A 13,640-nucleotide genomic window follows, 5' to 3' on the forward strand; every position below is an offset into this window, starting at 1 on the left:
GTCCAAACTTTAGATTACGTATGAAGAAAATTTATATATCATTATTCATGCTGTGTATGAGCGTAATGGCATCGTATGCACAATCTTTGAGTAGTGTAAAAGGAACGGTTTCGGATAGCCATTCCGCCGAACCCATTGCAAACGTAATGGTAAAAATTATTGGAGCTGATTTGCACCAACTAACACAAGTCGATGGTTCATTTGAATTGAAAAATGTACCTATTGGAGAACAATTGATTCAAATTGAAAGAGATGGGTACTACACACAAAATTTTCCAGTTGTTATTAAAGAAGGAGAACCTGTTGATTTAGGTGTGATTTTATTGAATGAGGCAGTAGTTCAAATAAATGATTTGAGTGTTATTTCTTTGACCGACGATCAATTGAGTGAAGATGAGGGGGGCGCTGATAATACCGCTGGTTTATTACAAGCCTCGAGAGATATATTTCTAAATACGGCAGCATTCGAATTTAGCCCTACTTTTTTTAGAGCAAGAGGCTATAATTCAGAAAATGGCTCCTTGTTAATCAACGGAATTGAAATGAATAAACTCTATAACGGTCGTCCGCAATGGAGTAATTGGGGCGGTTTAAATGATGTGATGCGTAATCAGGTTTTCACCAATGGATTGACGGCATCAGATTATACTTTTGGAGGTGTAGCAGGTACAAATAATATTACAATGCGTGCTTCAGAATATGCGCGTGGAGGGCGTGTTTCTTTGGCTTCTTCTAATAGGTCATATTCTGGTAGATTAATGGTTAGTTATTCTTCTGGTTTGTCAGAAAATGGTTGGGCATATTCTTTTTCTGCATCAAGAAGATTTGCACACGAAGGCTATAATGATGCGAGTTTATACGATTCAAATTCATTTTTTGCGGCAATAGAGAAAGTTATAAATGACAAACACAGTCTAAACTTCACCGCTTTTTATACACCGAACAGAAGAGGAAAATCGTCACCAAATACACAAGAAGTATACGATTTAAAAGACACGAGATACAATGCCTATTGGGGTACACAACGTGGAGAAAAAAGAAATTCTAGAGAACGCCATATTGAAGAACCCGTTTTTATGTTGAATCATTATTGGGACATAAATGAAAAAACAACCTTAAATTCAAATATTGCTTTTCAAACGGGTAAAGTTGCAAATAGCAGAATAGATCATGGAGGTATGAATTTGGTTACAGATTCTTCTGGTAATGATTATTTAATTGGCGGAGGTTCAAATCCAGATCCAACGTACTATCAAAAATTGCCGAGTTATTTTTTAAGAGATGTCGACAACCCGGATTATGCAGGAGCGTATCTAGCAACGGAAGACTTTCAAGACGATGGGCAAATGGATTGGCAATCTATGTACGATGCGAATTTGAATTCGGCTAATCTAGGTGGAAATTCTATTTACGCCTTGTATGATGATAGAAATGACGATACACAATTTACTTTTAATTCTATTTTAAGAACTGAGTTAACTGATAATATTGATTTAAACGGATCGGTGTCTTATCGCAATTTAAAATCGGAGAATTTTGCAGCAATAAAAGATTTGTTAGGAGGTACAGGTTTTTTAAATGTTGATTCTTTTTCTGAAATTTTAGATGAGTCTCAAAATGACTTACGAAACCCAAATAGGCTTGTTCAAGAAGGAGACCGATTTAAGTATAATTATGAAATTGATGCCTCTATAATTGATGCTTTTGCACAAGCTCAATTTCAGTATAACAAAGTTGATTTTTATCTCAGCGGAAAGTTTGCATCTACTAACTACCAAAGAAACGGGTTGTACGAAAATGGTCGTTTTCCGGGGGAACGGTCTTATGGAAAAAGTGAAAAATTGAGTTTTTCGAATGCAAGTTTTAAAGGAGGTTTGACTTATAAAATATCAGGACGTCATTTGGTAAATTTTAATGCAGGGTATTTATCTAACGCTCCAACTATAAGAAATTCATTTTCTAATTCAAGAGAAAATAATGATGTAGTTAAAGATTTGACAAGTGAAAAAATTACGACGGCAGACTTAAGTTATATTTTAAGAACTCCTAAAGTTCAGGCTAGAATTACGGGCTTCTATACAGAGTTTGCTAATGCCACTGAAATTTCATTTTATTATGCCGATGGAATCTCATTTGTAAATGAACAAGGTGCGGTGGAATCGAGTGCTTTTGTTCAAGAAGTTTTATCGGGTATAGATAAGAGAAATATAGGAATGGAACTTGGATTAAGTTACCAAATAACACCTACAATTAAATTAAAAGGCGCAGCCGCTATTGGAGATTATATTTACAATAACAATCCTAATTTGTATTTGACATCTGATGCTTTTGATGGTAATTTAGTAGATGAACCTGCCTACTTAAAAAATTATCATGTTGCCGGAGGGCCACAACAAGCCATGTCAATCGGATTTGAATATAGAGATCCAAATTATTGGTGGTTTGGCGCTACAGGAAATCACTTTTCTAACGGATATTTAGACATTAGTCCATTATCTAGAACAAGTAATTTCAGTACCGACCCATCAGATGGACAGCCTTTCAATGATTATGATCCAGAAATTGCAAAACAATTGTTAGTGCAAGAACAATTTGATAGTTACTTTCTTGTGAACGCTGTTGGAGGAAAATCTTGGAGAGTTGATGATTATTTTATAGGGTTCTTTGCTTCGATAAATAACATTCTAAATACAAAGTACAAAACAGGAGGTTTCGAACAGTCTAGAAATGCGAATTACCGAGTGTTAAAAGATGATCAAGAAAGAGAAAAACCAATTTTTGGACCTAAATATTGGTATGGATATGGAGCAACATATTACTTAAATGTGTACTTCAGATTCTAGATGAAAAATGATACTAAAACATAAAAAAAATAATATGAAACCAACGAATATAAATAAAGTTCTTGCGCTTATTCTAATGGCTTTGGTCGTTTTTGCATGTGTACAAGGAGGCGAATACGCAGTACCACCTGTGGGAGGAGAAGAACCTGACATAATCGTAAACTCTAGTGTGTCTGCGGTTAAAGAAGCCTGGAATCAGAATAAAAACTCTAACGGCGAAGATATTTACACTTTCGAGGTTACTACTAACGGATTGTATTTAGAAGGGCATGTCGTTTCAAGTGATTTAGCCGGAAATTTTTATAAAAAATTAATAATACAAGACAAAGCAGAAGGAGCGACTCATGGTATAGAAGTGCTGGTTGATAAAACGTCTTTATTTGAAACTTTTGAAGTTGGTAGAAAGGTGTATATAAAATTAGATGGGTTAAGTGTTTCTTACGATGACGGAGAAGATAAAGATCCATCGGATGGTACACCAGGAAGATACACTTTAGGATTTTTGTTAAATGGTGGCGTAGAAGAAATACCTTCTTTTATCTACTCAGATCATATTTTAAGATCATTAGAAATAGAAACAATAGTACCTAATGTTGTTTTTGTCGATGATTTCGCCCAAGATCATATCAATACTTTAATTCAGATTCAAGCAATGCAATTTGAAATAAGTGAATTAGGTAAAACCTATGCGGGTGAAGCAAATGACGAATATGACGGAATGCGTACTTTATTGAGTTGTAATGATGACCTTACAGCAACATTGCAAACCAGTACATTTTCAGACTTTAAATCATACACCATTGCTGCAGGGCAGGGAGCAATAAACGCCGTGCTGGCGAAAGATTTTAGAGCAGATTTCTTTGTACTAATTATCAACGATCCAACATATATAGACTTTTCTAGTGATGTAAGATGTGATCCGGTAATTTTAGATTGTGGAAGCAACCCAATAGGAGGCGCTACAGTTTTATTTGATGAAAATTTTGACAACACATCAGAATCGGAATTAGAAGCAGATGGTTGGATAAATGTAAACACAAACGGAGGTTCAGAAAAATTTGATTGGCGATCTTTTTCAGGAAATGGTTATATGCAAGCTTCCGCTTTTAGAAGTAACGAAACTCCTATGGAAGTATGGTTAGTAACACCTGCAATAGATTTAAGCACAACGACTGATGAAGAATTAACATTTGATACAAAAGTAGGTTACTATAACGGGGATGCGCTAAGTGTATATGCATCTACAGATTTCACTGGAGATGTTGATACGGCTACATGGGCGTTGATTCAGGCAGATTTGGCAGATAGCCCTTCTAATGGTTACGGCGCTACTTTAACGCCTTCAGGATCAATAAATTTGTCTTGTTTAGAAGGCGAAGTTTATATTGCATTTAAATATTTAGGCGCCGACAGTGGTGTTACAACCACGTTCCAATTAGAAAATGTAAAAGTTACAGGAAACTAAAAAACAATTTATAGAAGAGACTGTTTAAAAAGTGAGGTATTATTGAAATGTCAGTCTGAGCCTGTCGAAGACTAATTATTGATTAGGATTTTATGAACTTCGACAGGCTCAGTTTGACAATCCTTAGATTCTTTTTTAACAGTCTCTTTTTGTTTTTCGTACATTTGTAGCCATATTTAGCACAGAATTTTTATGATTGAAGAAAAAGTTGCAAAGTCTGAGAAAGCCGTTTTAATTGCCGTTGTATCGCAATATCAAAACGAGGAAAAAACAGACGAATATTTGGATGAGTTGGAGTTCTTAACAAGAACTGCTGGTGGTGTTGCTGTTAAAAGATTTACGCAAAAATTAGAAAAGCCAAACCCTAAAACATTTATTGGTGCTGGGAAGTTAGAGGATATCAGTGCTTATATTGAACAAAATAATATTGGTACAGCCATTTTTGATGACGAATTGAACCCGGCACAATTAAGAAATATTGAGAAGGTGCTAGATTGTAAAATATTAGATCGTACCAACCTAATTCTAGATATTTTTGCACAAAGGGCGCAAACATCATATGCGCGTACGCAGGTAGAACTAGCACAATGCCAATATTTATTACCGAGATTAACACGTTTATGGACGCACCTTAGTAGGCAAAAAGGGGGAATTGGAATGCGTGGTCCGGGTGAAACAGAAATTGAAACGGATAGACGTATTGTACGCGATAAAATTGCGCTATTAAAAAAGAAGTTGGTAACCATTGATAAGCAAATGGCCATTCAACGTAAAAATAGAGGAAGAATGGTACGAGCGGCATTGGTGGGTTATACCAATGTTGGAAAATCTACCTTGATGAACGTAGTGAGTAAGAGTGATGTTTTTGCCGAAAACAAACTCTTTGCCACATTAGACACTACGGTTAGAAAAGTGGTAATTAAAAACATTCCTTTTTTGTTAACCGATACTGTTGGGTTTATTCGAAAACTTCCAACACAATTGGTAGAATCTTTCAAATCGACTCTAGATGAGGTTAGAGAGGCAGATTTGTTATTACATGTCGTTGATATTTCTCATCCAAATTTTGAAGACCATATTGCATCCGTAAATAAAATTTTAGATGAAATTGAAAGCGCCGATAAACCAACAATTTTAGTCTTTAATAAAATAGATGCCTATACGCATAGCACTATTGACAAAGACGATTTGGTAACTGAATTTACAAAGGAGCATTACACTTTAGAAGACTGGAAAAAAACCTGGATGAATGAAATGGGGGACAACAGCCTCTTTATTTCTGCAATCAATAAAGAAAACATGGAACAGTTTAAAGAAAGAGTATTTGAAGAAGTAAAAAGAATTCATATGCAACGCTTTCCGTATAACGATTATTTGTATTTCGAATACGATAAAGACGGAAATAGCATTTCTTAAAAAAAGCCAACTGATTTCAGTTGGCTTTTTTTATTTTTATACAATAGCAAAATAGCATATGAAAAGCTTTCTTTCTCGAGTTATTAGTGATGTCCTTCAAAAAGTTGAAACACCTTTAGAACACCAAATTTTTGTACTACCTAGTCAAAGAGCTTGTGTTTTTTTAAAACACGAGTTAAAGGCCCAACTAAATAAGGCCAGTTTCCTACCGAAAATTATCTCCATAGAATCGTATATCCAAGAAATAGCTGATATAAGTCAAATCGATCAGGTTCAATTGATTTTTGAATTCTATTCCGTTTATAAAAAATGCACACCCGAAGAGGCTGTAGAATCTTTTGACCAATTTTATAAATGGGCCACAGTTGTGCTGCAAGATTTTAATGAAGTAGATCGGCATTTAATAGACGCTAAAGATCTGTTCACCTACCTGAGAGATATTAATAGGTTGAATAATTGGACCCCAAATACGGAAATAACAAAGAATTATTTTTCATTTTTTGAACGATTGAATACGTATTATTTCGAACTCTATCAACATCTTCTAGAACAAAAAAAAGGGTATCAAGGCTTAATCTACAGAGAGGCGGAAAATAACATTCAACATTACTTAAATAATATTGAAAATAAACACGTAACACTTGTTGGATTTAATGCTTTAAACAAAGCAGAAGAGCACATTTTTCAAGAATTATTACAAAATGGAAATGCATCCATTTATTGGGATGTGGACAAATCGTATTTAGAGAAAAGTAATACAACTGGAACATTTGTTAGAAAGTATAAAAGTGAATGGAGTGTTCTAAAGAATACGATTAATTGGGTAGATGATCATTTTTCGAGTTCTGAACAAGAGATTCAAATTATTGGAGCAGCCAAAAATGTTAGTCAATTAAAGTACGCAGGTGAAATTTTATCGAAGCAAGATAAATTTAACAATACAGCTTTGGTTTTGGCTGATGAGTCGCTCTTACCATTAATGTTAAATTCGTTACCAAATGGTATTGATAAGATAAATATTACCATGGGGCTATCTCTTAGAGATATGCCCTTGTCTAACTTTTTTGAATCTATTTTTAATTTGTTTTTAAACCAAGAAAAACTCGGCTTGGTAAAAAAGAACGCGTTCTATTATAAAGACATTTTAAATTTAATTAACAATCCGTTTTATAAAACGATAGAAAAAGAGTCCGAGGAGATTTCGCAATTTATTGGAAAAAATAATTTAATATTTGTCTCTACACAAGAGATTTCAGAATTGTGCAATTCTAAAACTCTTGATTTGTTACTTATTCAAAAACTGAATGGAGTTCACGATTTAATTCAGAGGATTTTGGATGGTATTCACCAATTTAAGGATGAATTTTCTGGAATAGAAAAGGAATATTTAATGCGATTCTATGCTGTATTCCAGCAATTTTTAAATTTGAATAATAAGTTCAACTATATTAAAGATTTAAAAACACTACATCACTTTTTTAATCAGTTAGTTCGCAATGAAAAAATGGCGTTTCAGGGAGAACCTTTAGAGGGTTTACAGTTAATGGGGATGTTAGAAACAAGGGTAATAGATTTTGAAACCGTTATTCTTACTTCGATGAATGAAGGAATTTTACCAGCATCTAAGCAAGAAAATTCGTTTATACCTTTTGACGTTAAAAAACATGTTGGGTTGCCTACCTACCAAGAAAAGGATGCGATTTTTTCATATCATTTCTACCGACTTTTACAAAGAGCAAAGAAAGTATTTTTACTTTATAATACGGAAAAAGACGCCTACGGTACTGGCGAAAAAAGTAGATTTTTAACCCAATTAGAAATCAATAGGCCAGAGATAAAACAAGCCTTAGTTGGAGCAAAGGTTAGCATGGCTCCGAAAGAACTGCTCGAGATTCCAAAATCTAAGGAGTTGCAAATTGAACTTCAACAATTGGCAGCAAAAGGTATATCGCCTTCAGCGTTGACAAGTTATATTAATAATCCAATCGATTTTTACTATCAAAAGATTTTAAAAATTAGAGAAGTAGAAGAGGTTGAAGAAACCGTAGCGGTGAACACCATGGGAACCGTAATTCACGAGACACTAGAAGAACTCTATACACCTTATATCAATTCTATTTTAACAGAAGGAGTTATAAAAAAAATGAAATCCATATCAGAAAATTTAGTGATTTCTAATTTCAATAAGGTTTATGTAAACGGTAATATAGCAACCGGTAAAAACAAATTAATATTTGAGGTTTCAAAAAAGTATTTGGATCGATTTTTAAATATGGAACTAGCGGATGTTAAGGCTGGAAAAGAAATTAAGATTATTGCATTGGAACAAAAACTATCCTATAATTTAAAGGTTGATGGGATAGATTTCCCCATAAAATTAGGAGGTATCGTAGACCGAATTGATGAGGTAGATGGAGTATTACGAATTTTAGATTATAAAACAGGAATGGTAAAGGCTGCAGATTTAAAACTGAATGATTTCTCTAAAATGAAGTTAGATTATAAGTACACCAAAGCCATGCAAGTGATGTTGTACGCTTTTTTATATAAAATGAATTCTGAAGATTCAGGTTCTAGCATGATGGAAGCTGGAATTATTTCATTTAAGAATTTAAATAACGGTTTCTTAAAAATGAATTTTGGAGAAGGGAGAAGCAAGGATAATGAAATTACTTCCGAAAGATTGGAGAACTATATAGAGGATCTAAAACAAATATTAATTGAAATTTTTGATGCTTCGATTCCATTTAAAGAAAATCCAGATAAGAAATTCTAATTTCGGAAAACAGACGAATGTATAAGAGTTCTGAAATAACATTTAAAGGGATAAACAAATTGGCAATTCCGGCTATAATCACCGGTATTGCAGAACCCTTGTTGTCTATAACCGATACTGCAATTGTTGGAAATATTCCTTTAAACCCGGTTGAATCTCTTGCCGCGGTCGGTATTGCAGGCTCGTTTATTTCAGCCATCGTTTGGATTTTGGCACAAACAAGATCGGCCATATCTGCAACTGTTTCGAAATATTTGGGTGCTAAAAAACTGAATCAAATAGAGAATTTGCCTTCTCAAATTATTTTTTTAAACGTGGCTTTAAGCATTGTTATTTATTTTATTACAGTGCTTTTTGCAAAGGAAATATTTCAGGTCTATAATGCCAAAGGATTAATTTTAGATTATTCGGTTAACTATTATAAAATTAGAGCATTAGGATTTCCGTTGACTCTTTTTGTGTTTTCGGTATTTGGGGTGTTCAGAGGGCTTCAAAACACCTTCTGGCCTATGGTAATTAGTATTGTTGGCGTTTCAATTAATATTGTTTTAGACTTTGCTTTTGTATATGGAATTTCAGGTATAATTGAGCCAATGCATATTGAAGGTGCAGCGTGGGCCAGTGTTATTGCCCAATTAATTATGGCTATTATGGCGTTTGTTTTAATGTTGAAAAAAACACCATTTACACTAAGGTTCAAATTGCCATTTAATCATGAGATTAAGAATATTATTTCGATAAGTTTTAATTTAATTATTAGAGCAATTTCTTTAAACGTAGCATTGATTATGGCAAATTCATATGCTACAAAGTATGGTGATAATCATATTGCAGCACAGACCATAGCCTTTCAAATATGGTTGTTTTTTGCCTTTTTTATTGATGGATATTCTAGCGTTGGAAATATCGTTTCGGGCAAATTATTAGGGGAACGAAATTTCAAAAAAATGTGGTTGTTAAGTGTAAAATTGGGCAGGTATTCTGTTGTAGTTGCCGTTTTATTGGCATTGTTTTGCGGTGTTTTTTACACCAAAATAGGAGGTTTGTTCACCAATGAAAAAGAGGTGGTGGTTCTCTTTAATTCTATTTTTTGGATTGTGTTAGTGATGCAACCTATAAATGCACTTGCTTTTGTTTATGACGGAATATTTAAAGGCTTGGCGGAGGCGGTTACACTAAGAAATCTATTGTTAGTTGCCACTTTTTTAGGATTTGTTCCAACGCTATTAATTACCGATTATTTTGGATTGGAACTTACCGGTATATGGATTGCATTTACCGTTTGGATGCTTTTGCGAAGCGGAATCTTAATTGTAAAATTTAGAAAGAAAATTCTAGTTAAAAACACGTAACTTTGAACCAATGGATCAAGGAAGTTTATATACCAAAATTGAGAATAAAGTAGCGACTATTGAGTTCGCCCACCCAGCAAGTAACAGTTTTCCAAGTGTACTTTTAAGTCGTTTAGAAAGGGCGTTTGTCGAGTTGAGTTCAGACGACAACGCACATGTTATTATTTTAAAGAGTGAAGGTGAAAAAGCTTTTTGTGCAGGCGCTTCGTTTAACGAATTAGTAGCAATTGATTCCTTGGAGTCTGGCGTTACTTTTTTTATGGGATTCGCAAATGTGATCAATGCAATGCGCGTTTGTAAAAAACCAATAATTGGTTGTGTTCAAGGAAAAGCAGTTGGTGGTGGTGTTGGTTTAATCGCAGCCTGTGATTATGTGTATGCTACCGATAAGGCCGCTGTTAAATTATCAGAATTGACCATTGGAATTGGACCTTTTGTAATTGCGCCAGCCGTTGAAAGAAAAATAGGATTGGTAGGTTTAAGCGAGTTGAGTTTAAACGCAACCGCATGGAAAAATGCCTATTGGGCCAAAGAAAAAGGCTTGTATGCTGAGGTATATGATTCCATTGAAAAATTACACAAAGAAGTAGATATCATTGCATTAGAATTGGCATCATACAACTCAAAAGCAGTAGAAGAAATGATAGCCGCATTATGGAAAGGGACAGAAAATTGGGAAACATTGTTGGTAGAACGCGCCGAAATTAGCGGAAAATTAGTGCTGTCTGATTTCACAAAAAAAGCATTAGAAAAGTTTAAAAAATAAGACATGAGCAAAATTAGAATCACAAAGCAGTTCAACTTTGAAACGGGTCATGCCTTATATGGTTACGATGGTAAATGTAAAAATGTACATGGCCATAGTTATAAACTTTCAGTAACGGTAATTGGTACACCTATTTCTGACACAAACAATGTGAAATACGGAATGGTGATTGATTTTAAAGATTTAAAAGACATTGTAGAAAGCGAAATAGTAGATGTTTTTGACCACGCTACCGTATTTAATAAAAACACACCGCATATAGAACTTGCTAAGGAATTAGCAGATAGAGGGCATAGTGTTATTTTGGTAGATTACCAGCCAACCAGTGAAATGATGATTATAGATTTTGCTGATAAAATCAAAAAGAGACTTCCGGAAAATATAGAACTACATTCTTTAAAATTAAGAGAAACAGGTACGTCGCATGCCGAGTGGTATGCTTCGGATAATCAGTAATTGGTTATTCTCGATGAAATCACTTGAAAACAAAATATTACTTTTTGATAATTGGTCTAAACCATGGACTTTTAAAAAGTCGATCGAGGACACATTAAATAAGAATGAGTTAAATCTTTTCAAAGAAATTTGTATTAAAGCAGGTGATTTTCAACTATGGAATTACTCAGATTTACTAGTAGGATGCTCTATGTGCGAAAGATTTTTAAAAGACAGATATGAATTATCAGACGAGGCAATTACCAATATTGTTCGTGCATTATCATATGAATGGAAATAGTGATTCTAGTCTAATTTAGTCGATTTGTGATTATATAACTGAATCAAAATAAACCCAATATTACTGCCCATTAAAATTATTCATCGTATTTCTTAAACCAGCAGTTCCAAAAGATTTTATCAATTCGGCACCTTTTTCTAAGCGCTCGATTAATTGAGATTGTTCGTCTTTGGTCCATTTACCTAAAACATAATCTACTTGTCTTCCTTTTGAAAAAGCATCGCTTACTCCAAATCTAAATCTTGGGTATTGTTGTGTTTGCAATTTATCTTGAATGTCTTTTAGACCATTATGACCTCCAGCGCTACCTTTTGCTTTTAAGCGTATTGTACCAAAGGGAATGTTTAAATCATCACAAATAACCAACACATTTTCTAACGGAATTTTTTCCTTTGTCATCCAATACTTTACGGCTTTACCACTTAAATTCATAAAAGTGGACGGCTTTAATAAAACAAAGGTGCGACCTTTAAAGCGAAAAGAAGTTACGGCTCCAAGTTTATCCGACTCAAAAGATACATTTTCATTTCCGGCTAAATTATCAAGCAGTTTAAATCCAATATTATGACGTGTGTCATCATATTTTTCTCCAATATTTCCAAGTCCAACAATTAGGAATTTTTTCATGTGATCTTCTACTTTAAATCGCTCGTTAGACGCTTTTTTAAAAAATGAAAATAGATTCATTTGGCAAAAATAAAAAAAGCCCACCGAAGTGAGCTTTAATTTATAGTATTTAAATAGTTACATTCTTAATAACCAGTTTTTCATAGAAACCTCTTCTTCAATAATTGATTTTAATTCAGAAATTGGAACCCTTTTTTGTTCCATAGTATCTCTATGTCTAATTGTTACCGAATTATCTTCTAAAGTGTCATGGTCAACCGTAATACAGAAAGGTGTACCATTGGCATCTTGCCTTCTATATCTACGTCCAACAGCGTCTTTTTCATCATAACTAACGGCGAAATCCCATTTCAAATCTTCTACAATTTTACGTGCTACTTCTGGTAAGCCATCTTTTTTAACCAATGGCAAAATAGCGGCTTTAGTCGGCGCTAATACCGATGGTAATTTTAAAACAGTTCTTGTGGTTCCGTTTTCTAATTCTTCTTCTTGTAAAGAGTTAGAGAACACAGCCAAAAACATTCTATCCAATCCGATAGAAGTTTCTAAGACATACGGCACATAAGATTTGTTTTCTTCATGATCGAAAAACTGTAATTTTTTACCACTGTGTTTTTCGTGTGCTTTCAAGTCAAAATCAGTTCTAGAATGAATCCCTTCTAATTCTTTAAACCCAAATGGGAAACGGAACTCAATATCGGCAGCTGCATCTGCATAATGAGCTAATTTTTCATGGTCATGAAAACGATAATTATCTTCACCCATTCCTAATGATAAATGCCATTTTAAACGTGCGTCTTTCCAGTGTTTGTACCACTCTTGTTGGGTTCCAGGTTTAATGAAAAATTGCATTTCCATTTGTTCGAACTCACGCATTCTAAAAATAAACTGACGCGCTACTATTTCGTTTCTAAAAGCTTTTCCAGTTTGTGCAATTCCAAAAGGAATTTTCATTCGACCCGTTTTTTGAACATTTAAGAAATTCACAAAAATTCCTTGTGCTGTCTCTGGTCGTAAATATAAATCCATCGCGCTCTCTGCAGAGGCTCCTAATTTTGTTCCGAACATTAAGTTAAACTGCTTTACGTCTGTCCAATTCTTTGATCCGGACAATGGGCAAGCAATTGCTAACTCTTCAATCAGTGCCTTAACATCGGCTAAATCTTCTTTTTCTAAAGATTGCCCCATGCGTTTTAAAATAGCATTTCCTTTTTCTTTATAGCCTAAAACTCTAGGATTCGTTTCTAAAAATTGCGCTTTATCAAAAGAATCTCCAAAACGTTTTGCTGCTTTTTTAACTTCCTTCTCAATTTTTGTATCCAGTTTGCCAACGTAATCTTCGATTAGAACATCTGCTCTATAGCGTTTTTTAGAATCTTTATTGTCAATTAGTGGGTCGCTGAAGGCATCTACGTGCCCTGATGCTTTCCATGTTGTTGGATGCATAAATATTGCTGAATCAAGTCCAACTATATTCTCATTCATTTGCACCATGGCTTTCCACCAATATTCGCGAATATTTTTCTTTAATTCTACTCCGTTTTGTGCATAATCATAAACCGCACTCAATCCATCATAAATTTCACTGCTTTGAAATACGTAACCGTATTCCTTTGCATGTGAAATTACACTCTTAAATTTGTCTTCTTGTTTTGCCAT

At 34.1% G+C, this 13,640-nt stretch carries 10 protein-coding genes; 8 read left to right on the plus strand and 2 right to left on the minus strand.

Annotated features, from left to right (window positions below):
- The first annotated feature begins 20 nt into the window (after nucleotides 1-20).
- From RM519_RS10625 to RM519_RS10660, 8 genes are all read left to right on the plus strand, one after another.
- On the plus strand, nucleotides 21-2,843 hold the full coding sequence (locus RM519_RS10625) for a carboxypeptidase-like regulatory domain-containing protein (protein ID WP_311593788.1): 2,823 nt from the start codon (nucleotides 21-23) through the stop codon (nucleotides 2,841-2,843).
- A 34-nt stretch (nucleotides 2,844-2,877) separates the two neighbouring features.
- On the plus strand, nucleotides 2,878-4,308 hold the full coding sequence (locus RM519_RS10630) for a DUF5689 domain-containing protein (RefSeq protein WP_311593789.1): 1,431 nt from the start codon (nucleotides 2,878-2,880) through the stop codon (nucleotides 4,306-4,308).
- 192 nt (nucleotides 4,309-4,500) lie between these two features.
- The gene (hflX, locus tag RM519_RS10635) at nucleotides 4,501-5,724 is read left to right on the plus strand and encodes a GTPase HflX (protein WP_311593790.1); all 1,224 of its coding nucleotides are present in this window, start codon (nucleotides 4,501-4,503) and stop codon (nucleotides 5,722-5,724) included.
- A 58-nt stretch (nucleotides 5,725-5,782) separates the two neighbouring features.
- The gene (locus tag RM519_RS10640) at nucleotides 5,783-8,500 is read left to right on the plus strand and encodes a PD-(D/E)XK nuclease family protein (RefSeq protein ID WP_311593791.1); all 2,718 of its coding nucleotides are present in this window, start codon (nucleotides 5,783-5,785) and stop codon (nucleotides 8,498-8,500) included.
- 17 nt (nucleotides 8,501-8,517) lie between these two features.
- Nucleotides 8,518-9,852, plus strand: a complete 1,335-nt coding sequence (locus RM519_RS10645) for an MATE family efflux transporter (RefSeq protein ID WP_311593792.1) — start codon at nucleotides 8,518-8,520, stop codon at nucleotides 9,850-9,852.
- 10 nt (nucleotides 9,853-9,862) lie between these two features.
- Complete coding sequence (locus RM519_RS10650) at nucleotides 9,863-10,618, plus strand: enoyl-CoA hydratase/isomerase family protein (RefSeq protein WP_311593793.1); 756 nt, start codon at nucleotides 9,863-9,865, stop codon at nucleotides 10,616-10,618.
- A gap of 3 nt (nucleotides 10,619-10,621) precedes the next feature.
- Nucleotides 10,622-11,074 (plus strand): 6-pyruvoyl trahydropterin synthase family protein, encoded by a 453-nt coding sequence (locus RM519_RS10655; RefSeq protein ID WP_311593794.1) that lies wholly within the window; start codon nucleotides 10,622-10,624, stop codon nucleotides 11,072-11,074.
- 13 nt (nucleotides 11,075-11,087) lie between these two features.
- Nucleotides 11,088-11,354 carry a hypothetical protein gene (locus RM519_RS10660; protein WP_311593795.1) on the plus strand — a complete coding sequence of 89 codons (267 nt, stop codon included), beginning with the start codon at nucleotides 11,088-11,090 and terminating at the stop codon, nucleotides 11,352-11,354.
- 60 nt (nucleotides 11,355-11,414) lie between these two features.
- Here RM519_RS10660 and pth read toward each other — a convergent pair whose 3' ends face one another.
- Both pth and RM519_RS10670 read right to left on the minus strand, forming a co-directional pair.
- Nucleotides 11,415-11,981 carry an aminoacyl-tRNA hydrolase gene (gene pth, locus RM519_RS10665; RefSeq protein WP_311593796.1) on the minus strand — a complete coding sequence of 189 codons (567 nt, stop codon included), beginning with the start codon at nucleotides 11,979-11,981 and terminating at the stop codon, nucleotides 11,415-11,417.
- Between the two features lie 117 nt (nucleotides 11,982-12,098).
- A complete protein-coding gene (locus tag RM519_RS10670; protein ID WP_311593797.1) occupies nucleotides 12,099-13,640 on the minus strand; it encodes a glycine--tRNA ligase in 1,542 nt (513 codons plus the stop codon).

Origin of the sequence: Urechidicola vernalis, assembly GCF_031846385.1 — a bacterium.
GTDB lineage: Bacteria > Bacteroidota > Bacteroidia > Flavobacteriales > Flavobacteriaceae > Urechidicola > Urechidicola vernalis.